General features: G+C 73.0%; 14 protein-coding genes. 10 read left to right on the forward strand and 4 right to left on the reverse strand.

What is annotated here, in order from left to right:
- Positions 1–35: 35 nt before the first annotated feature.
- Positions 36–1,589, reverse strand: coding sequence for a hypothetical protein (locus tag ACZ5WG_RS16825; RefSeq protein WP_468723831.1), 1,554 nt, complete (start codon positions 1,587–1,589; stop codon positions 36–38).
- A gap of 214 nt (positions 1,590–1,803) precedes the next feature.
- On the opposite strand from ACZ5WG_RS16825, the gene ACZ5WG_RS16830 reads away from it, so the two are divergent.
- Complete coding sequence (locus ACZ5WG_RS16830) at positions 1,804–3,285, forward strand: glycoside hydrolase family 15 protein (RefSeq protein ID WP_468723833.1); 1,482 nt, start codon at positions 1,804–1,806, stop codon at positions 3,283–3,285.
- 31 nt (positions 3,286–3,316) lie between these two features.
- Here the strand turns inward: ACZ5WG_RS16830 and ACZ5WG_RS16835 are convergent, their stop codons facing one another.
- A complete protein-coding gene (locus tag ACZ5WG_RS16835) occupies positions 3,317–3,751 on the reverse strand; it encodes a hypothetical protein (protein ID WP_468723834.1) in 435 nt (144 codons plus the stop codon).
- Between the two features lie 250 nt (positions 3,752–4,001).
- Entirely contained in the window at positions 4,002–6,155 is a 2,154-nt protein-coding gene (locus ACZ5WG_RS16840; protein ID WP_468723836.1) for a PIG-L family deacetylase, read from the reverse strand.
- A 266-nt stretch (positions 6,156–6,421) separates the two neighbouring features.
- On the opposite strand from ACZ5WG_RS16840, the gene ACZ5WG_RS16845 reads away from it, so the two are divergent.
- Together ACZ5WG_RS16845 and ACZ5WG_RS16850 are read left to right on the forward strand one after the other, a co-directional pair.
- Entirely contained in the window at positions 6,422–6,769 is a 348-nt protein-coding gene (locus tag ACZ5WG_RS16845) for a GntR family transcriptional regulator (protein WP_468723838.1), read from the forward strand.
- The gene (locus tag ACZ5WG_RS16850; protein WP_468723840.1) at positions 6,766–7,731 is read left to right on the forward strand and encodes a DUF1648 domain-containing protein; all 966 of its coding nucleotides are present in this window, start codon (positions 6,766–6,768) and stop codon (positions 7,729–7,731) included. The genes ACZ5WG_RS16845 and ACZ5WG_RS16850 overlap by 4 nt, the downstream gene beginning before the upstream one ends.
- A gap of 110 nt (positions 7,732–7,841) precedes the next feature.
- Here the strand turns inward: ACZ5WG_RS16850 and ACZ5WG_RS16855 are convergent, their stop codons facing one another.
- Positions 7,842–8,618 (reverse strand): DUF4232 domain-containing protein, encoded by a 777-nt coding sequence (locus ACZ5WG_RS16855; RefSeq protein ID WP_468723842.1) that lies wholly within the window; start codon positions 8,616–8,618, stop codon positions 7,842–7,844.
- A 212-nt stretch (positions 8,619–8,830) separates the two neighbouring features.
- On the opposite strand from ACZ5WG_RS16855, the gene ACZ5WG_RS16860 reads away from it, so the two are divergent.
- From ACZ5WG_RS16860 to ACZ5WG_RS16890, 7 genes are all read left to right on the forward strand, one after another.
- Complete coding sequence (locus ACZ5WG_RS16860) at positions 8,831–10,171, forward strand: helix-turn-helix domain-containing protein (RefSeq protein WP_468723844.1); 1,341 nt, start codon at positions 8,831–8,833, stop codon at positions 10,169–10,171.
- Positions 10,172–10,343: 172 nt separating this feature from the next.
- The gene (locus ACZ5WG_RS16865) at positions 10,344–12,020 is read left to right on the forward strand and encodes an NAD(P)/FAD-dependent oxidoreductase (RefSeq protein ID WP_468723846.1); all 1,677 of its coding nucleotides are present in this window, start codon (positions 10,344–10,346) and stop codon (positions 12,018–12,020) included.
- Positions 12,021–12,034: 14 nt separating this feature from the next.
- Entirely contained in the window at positions 12,035–13,513 is a 1,479-nt protein-coding gene (locus ACZ5WG_RS16870; RefSeq protein WP_468723934.1) for an ATP-binding protein, read from the forward strand.
- A complete protein-coding gene (locus ACZ5WG_RS16875) occupies positions 13,510–13,866 on the forward strand; it encodes a UBP-type zinc finger domain-containing protein (protein ID WP_468723848.1) in 357 nt (118 codons plus the stop codon). Before ACZ5WG_RS16870 ends, ACZ5WG_RS16875 begins: the two co-directional genes overlap by 4 nt.
- A 47-nt stretch (positions 13,867–13,913) precedes the next feature.
- The gene (locus tag ACZ5WG_RS16880; protein WP_468723942.1) at positions 13,914–14,204 is read left to right on the forward strand and encodes a hypothetical protein; all 291 of its coding nucleotides are present in this window, start codon (positions 13,914–13,916) and stop codon (positions 14,202–14,204) included.
- A 243-nt stretch (positions 14,205–14,447) separates the two neighbouring features.
- Positions 14,448–15,254: a CAP domain-containing protein gene (locus tag ACZ5WG_RS16885; protein ID WP_468723850.1), complete on the forward strand. Its 807-nt coding sequence runs from the start codon at positions 14,448–14,450 to the stop codon at positions 15,252–15,254.
- A 191-nt stretch (positions 15,255–15,445) separates the two neighbouring features.
- Positions 15,446–15,997 (forward strand): hypothetical protein, encoded by a 552-nt coding sequence (locus tag ACZ5WG_RS16890; RefSeq protein ID WP_468723851.1) that lies wholly within the window; start codon positions 15,446–15,448, stop codon positions 15,995–15,997.
- The last annotated feature ends 61 nt before the right edge of the window (positions 15,998–16,058 follow it).

Raw genomic sequence — 16,058 nt, forward strand, 5'->3', positions numbered from 1 at the left:
GGGCACTGCCCGTCCGGCCTCCGCAGAACACCCGCTCAGAGGCGGTGGATCCGGTCGATGCCGTACCACTTCGAGACACATGCGGCGACCCAGTCCCGCGTGTGGTCGGACGTGAAGAAGGGCTCGGCCAGGCCCCCGATGTACAGGGGCCGGTATCCGATGTCCGTGGCGCCCTGCGCGGCCTCGGTCCGGATGCGGGAGTTCTGCGCGTCCCAGGCCGCGGCACGGGTGACCGTGGCCGTGGTGAGCTGCTGGACACTCGGGACGAGTACGGCCAGCGCGGCCAGCGCCAGGCCGCCGGCGGCCACGATGCCGGCCGCAACGACGGGGACGGAGGCGCGCCGGCGGGCCAGGAACCGGCCGGTCCACTCCCCCAGCAGGGCGCCGTAGACGCACAGCGCCAGCACCATCGGCACGAGGTAGTTCGTCCAGGTGCGGGCGTACGTCCACCCGCTCGGACCGTAGCCGCTGCGCAGGCCAAGCACCACGGCGAACGACCCCAGCACCACCACCGGCACGGGGAGCAGCAACACGGCGATCAGCATGCTCCGCGGGGCGGACCGGCGCCATTGCCACTCCCGCGGCCCGAGCGCGGGCGCCCGGAGGCCTGCTCCCCAGCCGAGGAGGACGCCGACGGCGGCGGCTCCCAGATAGGCCCACTGGCCCGTGACGGAGTCCCACATGTGCAGCCAGCCCTCGAAGGTGCCCCTGAGTTCGCCCGCGGAGAGCACGGACTCCCCGTCCGGCTGCTGGGCACGGCGCCACCGGGCGCCCGGGGAGGTGTAGAGCACGATCAGACCGCACACGAGTCCGGAGCACCAGAGCGCGCACCAGGTGAACGGGCGCCAGGTCTGAGCCAGTTTGAGGCGGGGCAGGGCCAGCAGGCCGGCGCCGGCCGCGAGCAGACCGCTGACGAGTGCGAACGGTTCGCTCAGGGTGCCGAGCCCGGACGCGATGAGGAATGCAGCGGCAAAGCCGCCTGCACGTACGGCGGCACGGGATTGGCGAACCGTCCAGATGCCGAGCAGGAGCGCCCACACCCCGATGACGCTGGGAAGGGTGTGGGAAATGGTGGCAGGAGCCCACAGCAGTACTTGATAACTGCGCGTTCCGGCGTAGTAGAGCAGTGCCTGGACGGCCAGGGCGCAGGCGAACAGGGTCAGCATCGGGGGTCTTCCACCGAGGAACCGGACGAACCGGCACCCGAGGAGAACCAGACCCAGCGTGAACGCGACGGCTATGACGGTCGGCAGGACCTTGACTCCGCCGAGTCCGTCGCCGTAGACGATGCCGCTCAGGAGGGCGTTGGTGATCCGGCCGTTCTGGGTCGTGTAGAAATCGGACGAGATGCCGAGGACTCCCATGTCACGGGACTTCCAGGCGGCGCACCAGTCGTCCGACGTGGGCCGTACGTAGAGCCCGAGGAAGCACCCGACGGCGACCAGGGCCCCGGCCGCCGCCACGAGGGTCCCGCCCGCGCCCAGCAGGAGCCTGCGGACGAACGGGCGACGGCCTCGCTCCCGGCCGTCCGCTCCGGAGGAATGCGTTCGACGGCCCTCGCCCTCGGACAACAACGGAGCAGTGCTCATTCACCCATCCTTTGCGGCGGGCCTCCTTCCCTGCCACGGCTGTTACGCCATGCGATGGCGCGAGGTGTGCCGAGGACCCTGGGTCACCCGGGCGGCGGGCATGTCGTGGCGGGCTCCGGACGGGTCTGCCACGATCGGAATTCCGGAGTTCCGCGCACACGGGAACGTGCGCAGCAGCGCGGAAACTCACGGAAGGCCGACGGAGGGAGTGGCGATGCCTGCTGTCCGGCTCGTTCGCTGGACGGTCGTCACGGCGTCCCTCGTGAGCGTCGCCCTTCCCGTGTGCACCGCAGGAGCCCCGGCCGGCCGGCACACCGGCGGGGAACGGCCCGTGTTCCTGGTCAGGCCGCCGGGACACCACGGCCGTGGCGATGCCGACGGCAGCTACGCGCCCCTCTCGGTGCTCGCCGCCCCCACCGCCGGACTCCTCTCCAACACGACCGCCACCGAGGGCATCACACGGGCCCTCGCGCAGGGCGCGCGGTACGTCGAGCGGAGCAACGTACTGCGGTTGCCGTCCGGCCGGTGGAAGTACCTCCCCGTCGGCAGGACGGCGTCGGCCGTGGTGGCCCTCGACGATCCGACGGCCCGGCAGCAGATCGCGCAGAGCCGCGCCTGGCTGGCGGCCGGCCGGGTCCCGGGCAGCTCTCCCGCGCAGCGCGCGGCGGCCGAGCGGGCCCTGCTGACCATGCGTGCGCTGCTCCGGCCGAACGGCGCCATGGCGGCGGGGTGGACGCCCGGCTGGATGTACTCCTGGCCGCGTGACTCCAGCTTCGCCTCGGCCGCGTTCGCGCACACCGGCCATGAGCCCGAGGCCTACCGGATCCTCCGCTACAGCGCCGCGACCCAGCGGAAGGACGGCACCTGGGACGCGCGGACGAAACTCGACGGCTCCGGACCGCCGGACGGCAGGCGGTGGCAGCTCGACTCCAACGGCTGGGTCCCCTGGGCCACTTGGCAGTGGTACCAGACGGCGCCCCGCACCACCCGCCAGGCCCGGCTGGCCGCCCTCTACCCGATGATCCGCAAGGCGGCCGACCGCGCGGCGGCCTCCCTGGGGGCGGACGGGCTGCCCCCGGCCTCCCCGGACTACTGGGAGCTGATGACGACCACGCCGAACATCGGTACGGCCGCACCCCTGCTCGCCGGGCTCAACGCCTCCGCGGACCTCGCCCGAGCGCTGGACCGGCCGGACGATGCGGCACGCTGGAGCGCCGCCGCCGGGCGGCTCTCGTCCGGGATATCCAAGAAGTTCGCTCCCCTCGGCTATCAGCGCACCGTCGACGGGCAGCACGGACACGACAGCGCGGTGGCGTTCATGGCACCGCCCTTCAACGCGGCGCCGGCCGACCTGCCCCGGGCGCTCGACACCACGCACAAGGCGCTGCTCCTGCCCAACGGGGGTCTCACACCCGGAAACGATCCGACTGCGCCCTGGGGCGGGAACGCCTGGACGCCCAGTACCTCGTTCTTCGCCCTCGCATGGGCGGGGACGGGGAGGACGGCGAAGGCCAGGCAGGTCCTGGACTGGGTCCTCTCCAAGCGGAACTCGCTCGGGGAGCTGCCGGAGAAGGTGAACCGGGCGGGCATGCCCTCATCGGTCGCACCGCTGGCCTGGACGGGCTCGATCACCGTCCTGTCCCTGGTGGCACTCGACGGCGAGCCCCTGCCCACACCACCCTTGCGGTCCCGGTAGGTCCTCTCGTCACGCGCTCCGGGGCACCGCCTCAGACGGGCTCCGTCCCGTCACCCGGGGGCGGAGCGGTGCGCAGGCTCTCCAGCTCGGCGAGGAGGCGCCGGTACGCGAGGCGCTCCGCCTGTACGGCGCGACTGAACGGGAGGTAGTGCGGGTCCCGGCGTGCCCAGGCCTCCTGCGCGGCGGCGAGGCGGAGCTCCCTCGCTCCGGCCAGGTCGTTCATCGCTGCCACGTATCCGCCGGCGAGAAGCTTGTGGTCGAGGACCTCCGCGAGGGCCCGCTCCGCCAGCACGCCGATCCGGTCGAGTTCGTCCACGCAGCTCGCAGGGGCCGCCTCGGCGCAGCCCTCCTCCAGATCGTGGGAAAGCGATCTCAAGGTCGTACCGAGCTCCGGGTACTCCCAGGCGGGCGAAGTGTCGTTCCTGCATCCGGTCGCGAGGGCCGTGAGGGCCGCGAAGGCGGCCACGGCCCGGACCGTTCCCGCTCCCCGGCGCACGCGTATGCGGAGGTGTCGGCACGAGAGGAAGAGAGGGGTCATATGAGCCCCGATCGCCCGAGGGTCAGAAGGTCAGAAGGTCAGAGTCCTGCCGCCGTCGCCGGCTGGGCGGTATCCCCGCCACTGCCCGGCGAGGTGGCCTTGCCCGCCATCCTCACCCGCCCCGATCCGCGCTGCCACCGGGCGGCCCGGAGGCCGCGGACGCACGCTGCGGCGCAGGTCACTGCCGCGGCTGACCCCCGGAGCCGGCTGCACCCGGGCGTCCGGCCTGCGCGAGCGCCCAGGGCTGGACCGCCCGGTGCCACGGGGTGGGGGGCCGGCTGTCGAGCTGCTCGGATCCGGCCGTGGGAACCGTCGTCACGATGTGCAGATCGGCGTCCAGGCCGAGCGCCGCCGCGACGGCCGTACCGGCCCCCCAGTCGGCCACGCCCGCCGGGGCCCCCGTGTACAGCATCCGGGACTCCTGCCAGGCCTCCGGGCCGTCCGTGCCCGCCACGCTGACCGTGCCCGCGCCCGCGCGGCCCGCGAGCAGGTGGCCCGCGACGCCCACCGCCCCGTACCCGCCGAGACCGCCGGCCGCGGCGACCCGGGAGAACTGCGGCGCGGGCCCGCCCGCGGCGGCCAGGCTCGTACCGACGGAGCCCGTGCCGGGCCGGCGGAAGAACAGCCGGACCCCGTCGCCCTCCGGGCGCACCGAGAGCACGCCCGTCGTCTGCGGCAGCCCGGTCGGGAAGGGGCCGCCGAACGGGGCACCCGGCGTCGGCTGGACCCAGGCCAGTACGGAGCCGGCCGTGGCCGCGTACACGTGCCGCCGCCCCGAGCCGTCGGTCGCGGTGACCGGATCGCCCAGGAGGCCGGCGCCGCCCAGGGCCTGCCATGCGCCGAACGCGCCGTCCGGGGTCGTCTGGGCCCGGGCGCGCAGCGTACGCCCGGAGTCGCGCACGTACACCGTCATCCGGCCGGCCGGGTCCACGGCGACGGACGGTCCGCTGATCGCCGAGGTGCCGGACCTGTCGGTGGTGTCCGGGGTGCCCAGCGACTGCCACGGGCCGAATGCGCCGTCGGCCCCGGTCTGGACGGCGTACACGGTCTCCCGGCCGTAGCCCTGGGGCGTCGTGCCCAGGGTGGTGCGGGTGGCGAACACGGCGATCCTGCCGTCGGGGAGCCGGACCGCCGTCGCGCCGGCGTCGATTCCGGTGCCGGGGCCGGCGTCGGGCAGGAACCGGGGGCCCTGCCAGGGGGCCTGGGGGCCGCTGCGCGACCAGTACGCCATCCGGTTGTCCAGCACGGCGAAGGCCCAGAGCCGTCCGGAGACGCCCTCGGTCATCCAGGAGGTGCCGTCACCCCGGCTGTAGCGGATGGTCTGGCTCCAGCCGGCGCCGGTGGGCCTCGTCGCGGCCTTGCGGTCGCCGCAGCCCGCGGGGCTGCCGCACCAGTCCTCGTGGTCCGTCCAGGCGTAGGTCTTGAGGTAGCCGAGCTTCTCCTCGGCCGTCTGCGGGTCGAGCGTCGGCGGCAGCGAGCTGTTCGGGTAGCTCATGTAGTTCTGGACCGAGAAGTGCGGCCGGTCCGTGGACTGCGCGTAGCGTTCGGCGGCGGCCTGGACGAAGCGGGCGCCGTACATGTGGTCCTGGTGGTCGAGGAAGGTCCCGCCCTCCGACCTGCCGGGGGTCGGGTCCTGCGTCCGTATCGTCGTCGGCTTGTAGAGCGCGAACACGTCCGCGATGGCGGCTATCGCCTGGTCCTTCGTGTACGAGAACGCACGCTTGACCGGCGTCCCGGAGGTCAGCTGGGCGCCCAGGGCGGGTATCCGGCCGTCCCACAGGCCGCGCAGGCTGTCCGGATTGTCGCCGGAGATGCTGCGGGCCTCGCGGAGCTGCATCCACACCAGGTTGACCTCGGGCCTGGCGACGAGGACGTCCACCTCGGCGCTGCCCCCGCCGGCGGTGGGTACGGACTTCCGCTGCCAGGCGCTGGTGCGGTCGCCGGTGGCCATCTGGGCATAGGCGCCCCGGATGCCGTTCTGCCGGGCCTCCGCGTAGGCGGCGCGGTCGGCGGGCCCCGCGGCGTCCTCGAGGTGCGGGCTGTGGGCCTCGTTCCTGCCGTCGGACTCGCCGGAGGTCAGGTAGACGGTGGTGACCTTGATGCCCGTCGATATGGAGCGGCTCAGGTCGGGGTTCATGAAGAAGAGGTCGTCGTCGGGGTGTGCGACGACCTGGAGGGCGGAGCCCTCGGTCACGCTCGGACTGACGACCGCCTCGGGGGCCGCCGGCTGCCGGTCGGTCCCGTATCCGTAGGCCCAGGTCGTCACGCCGGCGACGCCGACGGAGACCGCGGCGAGCAGGGCCGCGATGCGGGTGCGGCTGGCCAGGGACATGTACAGCGCCTTGAGGGTCGGTCCGGTGCGGAATTCCGCTGGGAGGTCGGTCGATGTCCCGATGGCTCCACTGCTCCCGGAGACGACCGGGGCCGATTATGCCTCGCACGTTTGCGACTGACACACCCTCAAGAGGCATATGACAGGAACCGAGTTGAATGGGAGTAATGCACGAGATGCCCCTTTTGTTACCTATGAGGTCGTTCGCGCACCCCATGCCCCGACCGATGCAAAATGACATGGATGGTGCTAGAGTCATTGGCACCATGCTGCTGAGGCTGAACATCGCGGACAACCGCCCCCTGCACGAGCAGGTGGCCGGGGTCATTCGGCGCGCCATCGCCGAGGGCGAGTGCGGGCCCGGTGACCGGCTGCCGCCGGCCCGGGAGTTGTCGCAGGCGCTGGGCGTCAACGCCAACACGGTCCTACGGGGGCTGCGCGCGCTGCGCGACGAGGGGCTGCTGGAGTTCCGGCGCGGCCGCGGGGTGACCGTGGCCGGCGGGGCGGACCGACGGTCGGCGTTGCTGGAGCGGGTGCGGGAGCTGGTGGCCGACGGGGCCCGCCTGGGGTACGGCAAGGCCGATCTCATAGAGATGATCAAGGAGGCGCAGTGAAGGACCGTGGGGGAACGACGGGATTAAGCGGCGGGGCGGCGTGGGGGACGGCCGCCTGGGCGGCCGGGATCCTCGCGCTGCTCGTGGCGCTGCCGCTGCCGACGCGCAGGGCCTACCGGGACCGGCTGGCGACGCACTGGGGGGCCTTCGGGGAGCCCGACGGGTCGCTCCCGCTCTGGGCGGTGATGCTGGTGCCGTCCGCGATCTGGATCGTGCTCGTCGCGAGCGCCGTGTTCTGGCGGGCGGCACGCCGGTGGCGCGCGGCGGTACTGGTCTCGTGCGGGGTGCTGCTGGCCGGTGAGCAGGTCTCGATCATGCGGGCGAACCTCCACCACGCGGACTGGCACGACGCGGACTCGGTGACCGTCGGGGCCGTGGTGACCGTGGTGGCGGCGTCCGTGGCCGCGCTCGCAGGCGCGCTGGTGAGCCGTCGGCCCGCCGCCCCCGTCCCGCCGGGGCAGGGCCCGCGGATGGACATTCCCGCAGGTGAGCGCCGGGTGTGGCTCTCCCGGACGACGAACCCCTGGCTGAGCCTGCTCGCCGCCGTCACCGGGCTGGTGGCGGTCGCCGCACTGCTCCTCGGGGTCGGTGACCCGACGAAGCCGATGTGGCTGCTGATCGTGCCGTTCGCGTTCGTCTCGCTGACGGTGCTGACCTGTTCGTCCGTACGGGTACGGGTCACCGAGCGGGGCCTGGACGTGGCGTTCGGACCTCTCGGCCGGCCGGTGCGGCGCTGGGACGCGGCGGACGTCGAGTGGGCGCGGGCCGAGAACCGGACGCCGGCGCAGGTCGGCGGCTGGGGCTACCGGCTCAGCGGCCTGGGGCCGACGGTGATGCTGCGGAGCGGCGAATGCCTGGTGATCCGGGCCGGGGGCAAGGACTTCGCGGTCAGCGTGGACGACGCCGAACGGGGCGCCGCGCTGCTCAACTCCCTTGCCGGGACGCGTACCGAGCAGCCCTGACCCCAGGCCGGGCGTGCGGCAAGCGGTGTGTGCGCCTTGGCGAACTCCGCGAGCTGCCCGCCCGGCGTGCGCGGCCGTCGTCAACGGTCTCCGGAGGACAGAACCTCTGGTCACGAGCCGAGTGCGTCCTCTGCGTTCTGCTGCCAGTACGAGACCGTCAGCGAGCTGTCGTAGTAGACGCCCGCCGCCGGCAAGGCCGGGGTGGCGGACGCGCCGCCGCTGCTGTGGGGCGTCCGGCCCTGGAACGCGATCGTGAGCCGGTGCCCGGTCGTACCGCCCTCGCCGCTGCCGTCGGCCGCCGACAGCACGGCCGCCGCGTAGCCCGACTCGCCGGGCGCGAGGGACACCACCGCCTGGGGCCGGGTCTCCTGCTGCGCGGTCGGCGCCCACTGCATCTCGTCGAAGCGGAGCACCGGGTGGTACGGCAGGTCGCAGAGCTTCGAGCCGGTGTTCTTCACCGTGATCAGCATGTGGTTGAGCGGACGGGAGACCGTCTGGACGGTGACGTCGGTGTTGGAGCCGTTGCACAGGACGCGGTTCCCCGCGGCGGACGGGTCCGACGCACCCTTCCCGTCCCCCCGGCCGCCGCCGGTCTTCGCGCCGCCGTTCGTCTTGGCCCCGCCGGACGTCGCCGCGGAGCCCGGGTCCGGGGTGCCCGGGGTGCTGCCCGTGCCGCCCGCGCCGCCCATCGCCGAGGGAGTGGCCGTGACGGTGTCGGAGTCGGATGCGGCGGCGGCTCCCCCGTCCTTGATGCCCGTGCCGTTCTGGCACGCCGTGAGGGCGAGTGCGGCGAGGGCGACAGCGGCTGCACTCGCGAGCCGGCGGGGGGTGCGGGCACGGGACGGGCGAGCGCTGTTCGTGGCGGGGGTCCTGCGGAATGCGGTCATTGCTGACGGCCTCTCATACGACGTGGCTCCGGCGGCCGGTCGAGGCCGGTCTCCCGGAGCGGTGTGCTTGGATGGCTCAAGGCTGTGCGGTGATCCGTCCCAGCCGCCACACACGACGGGCAGGCGGGGACGCTGGAACGCTGAAACAGGCGCTGAGCTGCTGAAACAACCTGTTCCTGGGATGCGGGACGGGACACGGGGTGGGAGGAACAGTGTCGGAAGACACTGCCGAGGCCGGGTTCGCCCGGCTGCTGCGGGAGTTGAAGGACCGGTCCGGTCACAGCTACGGAACGCTCGCCAAACGGCTCCACATGAGTACGTCGACGCTGCACCGGTACTGCAACGGCGATGTCGTCCCGACGGAGTACGCACCGGTCGAACGGCTCGCCCGCCTCTGCAAGGCATCGCCCGGGGAACTCCTCGCGCTGCACCGGAGTTGGGTGCTGGCGGACACCAACCGCAGCCGCAAGGGCGGCGGTAGCGGGGCCAAGGCGCGGACCGGCACCGCCGCGGTGACCGCCGAGCCCCGTGCGGCGGAGGTGGAGCCCGAGCCGACCGAGCAGACGCCGACGGGCACCGGGCCCCTTCCGGCCGACGCGACCGTCCCTTCGGACCGGCCCGCTCCGAAGCAACGGCGCCGTCTGCGCCGGGCCGTTATCGCCGGGATCGCCGTGGCCGCCGTCACAGGGGCGGTCGCGCTCACCGCGAGCCTGGCGGCACGGGACGCCGGCGTCCGGGACAGCCCCGCGGGCGCCGCATCCCCCGCACGCGGCGAAGGGGAACGCACAGAGGGCGGTACGGCCTCCGCAGCCCCGTCCGCAGCTGCGCCCCCGGACTCCGCACCCGCCGCCGAGGGAGCCGGCGCCGGTCCCGAGACCGCCGGTACCGGCGCCGCCGCGACCCCGTCACCTGCCGGTCGCGGTGACGACCACGCGCCCGGTACGCCGGTGAAGGTGACCACCCAGCCCTACACCTGGGAGGCACCGTGCGGCCAGCACTACCTGATCGACAAGCCTCCGGCCCAGGTGGGCCCGCCGCCCGTGGAACGGGACGCGCCCGCATGGGTTGCGGCGTCCGGAGCCGTGTCCGCGGGCGAGCAGTACGTCACGCTCACCCTGCAGGGCTCCGGCAAGGACACGGTGGTCCTGGACAGCCTGACCGTCCGTACGGCCGGCAAGCGCACGCCCCTGGCCTGGAACGACTACGCCATGGGCTACCCGGGGGTCGGCTGCGGCTCCGGCGTCCCGACCCGCTCCTTCACCGTGGCCCTCGACGCCGCGCGCCCGGCCGTCGTGCCCGAGCCGGGGCAGCCGGACTTCCCGTTCAAGGTGAGCGAGTCCGAACCGGAGGTGTTCCACATCAGGGCCGGCGCCTCCGCGTACGACGTGAACTGGTACCTGGAGCTGTCGTGGTCCAGCGGCTCCCGCCACGGCACCCTCAGAATCGACCACAACGGCAAGCCCTTCCGCACCAGCGGCCACACCGGGCGGCCCGGCTACGAGTTCCCCCTCGGCGGCGACGGATGGGTCAAGGCGGGGACGACCGTCCGCTGACCAGGAGCGACCGGGCGGGTACCCGGAGCGCACGGTCCGCGACGCCCCGGAAGTTCCCGCGGCGTCCCGGGGCGGTCCCGGGGCGGTCCCGGACGATCGAACATACGATGGGCTGGAACCGGCGCGGGCGCCTCGCCGGGCTGCCCGCCCAGAGCACTCGGGGTGGAGACGTATGGCACAGCCCGCCGACACAGCGCGGACCGTCATCCTGACCGTGGACGACGACCCGGGAGTCTCCCGGGCCATCGCCCGTGACCTGCGGCGTCACTACGGCGCCGATTACCGGATCGTGCGCGCCGAGTCCGGCGAGTCCGCGCTGGAGGCCTTGCGCGAGCTGAAGCTGCGGGGCGACCTGGTGGCGGTGATCCTCGCCGACTACCGCATGCCGCAGATGAACGGCATCGAGTTCCTGGAGCAGGCCCTGGCGGTGTACCCGGGCGCGCGGCGCGTGCTGCTGACCGCGTACGCCGACACCGACGCGGCCATCGACGCGATCAACATCGTCGACCTCGACCACTACCTGCTCAAGCCCTGGGATCCGCCGGAGGAGAAGCTCTACCCGGTCGTGGACGACCTGCTCACGGCGTGGCGCTCCAGCGACTACCGGCCGGTACCCGCCACGAAGGTGGTCGGACACCGCTGGTCGGCGGGCTCCTCGCGCGTACGGGAGTTCCTGGCCCGCAACCAGGTGCCGTACCGCTGGTACTCCTCCGACGAACCCGAGGGGCAGCGGCTGCTGGAGGCCGCCGGGGCGGAGGGGCAGCGGCTGCCCCTGGTGGTCACGCCGGACGGCACCGTGCTGATCGAGCCGGAGGCGGCCGAGCTGGCCGCCCACGTGGGGCTCGCGACCACGCCGACCGCCGACTTCTACGACCTCGTCGTCATCGGCGGCGGACCCGCCGGACTCGGCTCGGCGGTGTACGGGGCCTCCGAGGGGCTGCGTACCGTCCTCGTCGAGCGGTCGGCGACCGGCGGGCAGGCCGGCCAGAGCTCCCGCATCGAGAACTACCTCGGCTTCCCCGACGGCGTCTCGGGCGCGCAGCTCACGGACCGGGCCCGCCGCCAGGCGAGCCGGTTCGGCGCCGAGATCCTCACGGCGCGCGAGGTCACGGGGCTGGAGGTCAACGGCGCGGCCCGCGTCGTCCACTTCTCCGACGGCTCGACGGTCGCCGCGCACAGCGTCATCCTGGCGACCGGGGTGTCGTACCGGCAGCTCCACGCACCGGGCTGCGACTCCCTGACCGGCTGCGGGGTGTACTACGGCTCCTCGCTCACCGAGGCGGCCGCCTGCCAGGGGCAGGACGTGTACATCGTGGGCGGCGCCAACTCCGCCGGGCAGGCGGCGATGTACCTGGCGCGCGGCGCGAAGTCGGTGACGCTGCTGGTACGCGGGGAATCCCTGAGGGCGTCGATGTCGTACTACCTGATCCAGCAGATCGAGGAGACGGCGAACATCACGGTGCGGACCCGGACCGTCGTCGAGGAGGCGCACGGAGACGGGCACCTGGAGCAGCTGACGCTGCGGGACGTGGACAGCGGTGCGACCGAACTCGTCGACTCCCAGTGGATGTTCGTGTTCATCGGCGCGGCCCCGCTGACGGACTGGCTGGACGGTACGGTGCTGCGCGACGACCACGGCTTCATCCTGGCCGGGCCGGACCTCACCCCGGACGGGCGGCCGCCCGCCGAGTGGGAACTGGACCGGCCGCCCTACCACTTGGAGACCAACATTCCCGGCGTGTTCGTGGCGGGCGACGCGCGCGCCCAGTCCGCGAAGCGCGTCGCGTCCGCCGTCGGAGAGGGAGCCATGGCCGTGATGCTCGTCCACCGGTACCTGGAGCAGTCATGAGCGATGACCGGTTCATGCCCTGCAACCCGCAGGAGATCTCCTCGCTGTTCCTGTTCGAGAAGCTCTCCCCGGAGCAGCTCGGGCGGCTGTGCGCCGAGGGGCGGGTGGAGCGGTTCGACGTCGGCCCCGTCTACACCGAGGGCGACCCGGCCACGTGCTTCTACGTGATGATCGAGGGCACCGTCGTACTGTCGCGCCGGGTCGGCGGCGACGACGTCGAGGTGAGCCGGACCTCGCAGCGCGGCGTGTACGCGGGAGCCATGCAGGCGTACTTGGGCGACCAGGTGCCGCAGACGTACACCAACTCGATGCGGGTGACGGAGCCGACGCGGTTCTTCGTACTGCCCGCCGAGTCGTTCGCGGACATCATGCGGGACTGGTTCCCGATGGCCGCTCACCTGCTGGAGGGACTGTTCTTCGGGTCGAGGAACACGCAGCGGGCCATCGGCCAGCGCGAACGGCTGCTGGCGCTGGGATCGCTGTCCGCCGGTCTCACCCACGAGCTCAACAACCCGGCCGCGGCGGCCGTACGGGCCACCGCGACGCTGCGGGAGCGGGTGGGCAAGATGCGGCACAAGCTGGCCGTCATCGCCCAGGGCCCCTACTCGCGCGAGGCGCTCGCCGAGCTCATCGAGATCCAGGAGCGCACCGCCGAACGTGTTGCCAAGGCACCGGTGTTGAGCCCTCTGGAGGCCTCCGACCGGGAGGACGAACTCACCGACTGGCTCGATGACCACGGCATCCAGGAGGGCTGGCGGATCGCGCCGACCTTCGTACAGGCCGGGCTGGACACGGACTGGCTGGAGCAGGTCGCGGCGACCGTGGCCGAGGACATCCTGCCGGGAGCCATCGGCTGGCTCAACTACACGGTCGAGACCGAGCTGTTGATGGACGAGATCAACGACTCCACCACCCGCATCTCCCACCTCGTGGACGCGGCGAAACAGTATTCGCAGCTCGACCGCGCCCCGTACCGGGTCGTCGACGTCCACGAACTCCTCGACAGCACCCTGCTGATGCTGTCCGGCAAGATCGGCGGAGGGGTGCAGGTCGTCAAGGACTACGACCGCTCCCTGCCGGAGGTGCCCGCCTACCCGGCGGAGCTCAACCAGGTGTGGACGAACATCATCGACAACGCCGTCTTCGCCATCGGGAGCACCGGTGGCGAGGGCACGCTGACGGTCCGCACGGCACGCGAGGGCGACCGGCTGCTGGTGGAGTTCCGCGACACCGGGCCCGGAATTCCTGCGGACATCCGCAGCCGCATCTTCGACCCCTTCTTCACCACCAAGCCGGTCGGCGAGGGCACCGGTCTCGGCCTCGACATCTCCTGGCGGATCGTGGTCAACAAGCACCACGGCAGCCTCCAGGTCGAGTCCGCACCGGGCGACACCCGGTTCCAGGTGCTGCTGCCGCTGACCGCCCCGGACCCCGAACCCGAACCGTCCCCCGAACCCTCCCCCGAATCCGAGACCGCCGAGGAGCCGGCATGACCGACGACATCAACGGAATCGACCCGAGCGTCCCGCCCACCGGCACCGGCTGCGCCGAGTGCGACGCGGTGGGCGGCTGGTGGTTCCACCTGCGGCGCTGCGCCCAGTGCGGCCACGTCGGGTGCTGCGACTCCTCGCCGGCGCAGCACGCCACCGCCCACTGGAAGTCCGCCGGCCATCCCCTGGTGCAGAGCTTCGAGCCGGGTGAGGAATGGTTCTGGGACTACGACACCAACGAGCTGTACGAGTCCGGGCCCGAGCTGACGCCACCGGCCGCCCACCCGGCGGACCAGCCGGTCCCGGGACCGGCCGACCGGGTCCCGCAGGACTGGACGAGACTGCTGCACGGCTGACCGCACGGGGTGCCTGAGGCCCGGCCACCGGCACGGGACGACCCGCGATGCCGCTCGGCTTCATGGGCCCGGGCGCCCTTGCCCTGCCGGCCGCAAGCCTCGAGCTGGGACTGCAGGGCGAGGGCGCCACTGGTGCGCACCCTGCGGGACATGTCACCCGAGCCGGGGACCCGGACGGGCGCCACCGGGATCCCGGTCGCCGGCCGGGCAAGTCGGCCTGGTGGCTGCCGAAGTGGCTGGACCGCCTCCTGCCGAACATCGACGTCGATGGCGAGAAGCTGACTCGACAGCACGGCACGCCCGCGGAGAGCTCCCCGCAAAACCACCTCGTAGCGTGACGCCCGAACTCCTCCGGCCGGTCAGGTTGGGTGGAATGTCGGGCTCGTCCCTGTGTTGACCCTGCGGGCTTCCTTAAGGGAACTTGAAGAACCCCTCCAGGCGGCCTTTTTCGCTGATCACCGGCCTAGGCTCGAGCGGACTCCCCTCTTCCCCCTCTCCTGTGAGGTGTTACCGGCATGAGCCGCAGCCGAACTCCCGGTCCCGAAACGCCGTCCCGCGTCGAGGCTCGGCGGAGGAAGACGGTGCGTACGCGCATCGTGCTGTCCGTCACCGCGGCGGCCGCGGCGGTGGCGGTCGGCGTCGCGGTGGCCGACTCCGGCGGTGATGCCCGCGCGGACCGGCGGGCCGACGGCGCAGCCGGTACGGCGTCCCCGACGGCCGGCAACGGCGGCGGGACGGGAACCCCCGCCCCCGCCGTCCCCACGCCCGCCGGCGACGCCTCGGCCACGGCAAGCCCGAGTCCGTCGGGTACGCCCGACGCAAGTGCGTCGGCATCCGCCGCTCCGACGAAGCCCTCGGCGGCGGAGAGCAGCATCGAGGCCAAGTCGGCGTCGGGCGAGGCCGGCAAGGCCACGCGCAAGCCCGCCACCACGACGGGCGGCGGTTCCGGCAGCTCCGGCGGGTCCGGTGGGTCCGGTGGGTCCGGTGGGTCCGGCACCGTCGACGCCAACTCCGAGTCCGCGGTTCTGTCCCTGGTCAACAAGGAGCGGGCCGCTGCCGGGTGCGGCCCGCTGGCCACGAACTCCAAGCTGAGCGCCGCCGCGCGGACGTACAGCGACACGATGGCCCGCAGCGGCGTCATGTCCCACACCGGACCCGACGGGTCCACCATGACCAGCCGGGTGGAGGCCGCCGGATACGCATGGTCCGGCCTGGGCGAGAACATAGCCCGCGGCCAGGCCGACGCCGACTCGGTCATGAAGGCGTGGATGAACAGCTCCGGCCACAGGGCGAACATCCTCAACTGCTCGTTCAAGGAGATCGGCATCGGCGTCCACAAGGGCGACGGCGGCCCGTGGTGGACGCAGGACTTCGGGACCCCGAGGTAGCCGACCCCGCTTGCGAACAGCCCCCCACCGGCCGCCGAACGAACCCCCCACCGGCCGCCGACCGGGCGTCCACGTCCTCCGACCCCGTACGCGGGTGCGGAGGACGTCGGCGTTGCCCCGCGAGGGCTCCCGGCGGCTCCTCCGAGGGGGACGGGTGACAGGCCGGCCGGCGCGTCGGCCACTATGGGGCCGTGCCCCGAATTCCGCGCTACCTGTTCATATGGCTGTCGTGCACGGCCACCAGCGTGACTGCCGTACTCGTCACGGTCCAGTTCGTGGTCGGCACGACCAGGCACACGCCCCCGGTCGCGCGGTCCGCCCCGACGGTCATCGAGACGCCGCCGGCATGGCAGGCGGGCCAGATCCCGCCGTCCCCGACCGCGTCCGCGAGCCCCTCGCCCACGGTGACGCAGCGGCCCTCCCCCTCGGCCGCGGCGCCCACCCCCGCCAAGGCCTCGTCGAAGACCCCCCGGCCCACCGCACCGAAGCCCGCCGTCGACTGCGAGGACGGCGGCGCGGGCCTGCACACCGTCCCCTCGCAGGGCGGCAAGGCCACCGTGCGGTACGGGAGCAGGGGCGTGTGCCTCATCTCCGCGATCCCCGCCCTCGGTTTCAAGGCCACCACCTCGCAGACCGCGGACGACACCCTCACGGTCACGTTCACCAGCGCCGACCACCGGTCGGTCATCACGGCGACGGTCGACCCGGGGGCCAAGGCCAGTGTCCGCGAGTCGTCGTTCTGAGGCCCGGCCTCCCCGGCCGTCCCGACCGATCCGCCCCACTGGGCCCCTCCGGTCCCTTTCG

It is taken from the genome of Streptomyces sp. NPDC032745 (genome assembly GCF_055579465.1).

What these genes read in the sequence shown, in the direction of transcription:
- ACZ5WG_RS16825 (WP_468723831.1), bottom strand. Translation starts at nt 1,589, where the DNA reads ATGAGCACTGCTCCGTTGTTGTCCGAGGGCGAGGGCCGTCGAACGCAT.
- ACZ5WG_RS16830 (WP_468723833.1), top strand. Translation starts at nt 1,804, where the DNA reads ATGCCTGCTGTCCGGCTCGTTCGCTGGACGGTCGTCACGGCGTCCCTC.
- ACZ5WG_RS16840 (WP_468723836.1), bottom strand. Translation starts at nt 6,155, where the DNA reads ATGTCCCTGGCCAGCCGCACCCGCATCGCGGCCCTGCTCGCCGCGGTC.
- ACZ5WG_RS16845 (WP_468723838.1), top strand. Translation starts at nt 6,422, where the DNA reads ATGCTGCTGAGGCTGAACATCGCGGACAACCGCCCCCTGCACGAGCAG.
- ACZ5WG_RS16855 (WP_468723842.1), bottom strand. Translation starts at nt 8,618, where the DNA reads ATGACCGCATTCCGCAGGACCCCCGCCACGAACAGCGCTCGCCCGTCC.
- ACZ5WG_RS16865 (WP_468723846.1), top strand. Translation starts at nt 10,344, where the DNA reads ATGGCACAGCCCGCCGACACAGCGCGGACCGTCATCCTGACCGTGGAC.
- ACZ5WG_RS16870 (WP_468723934.1), top strand. Translation starts at nt 12,035, where the DNA reads ATGCCCTGCAACCCGCAGGAGATCTCCTCGCTGTTCCTGTTCGAGAAG.
- ACZ5WG_RS16875 (WP_468723848.1), top strand. Translation starts at nt 13,510, where the DNA reads ATGACCGACGACATCAACGGAATCGACCCGAGCGTCCCGCCCACCGGC.
- ACZ5WG_RS16880 (WP_468723942.1), top strand. Translation starts at nt 13,914, where the DNA reads ATGCCGCTCGGCTTCATGGGCCCGGGCGCCCTTGCCCTGCCGGCCGCA.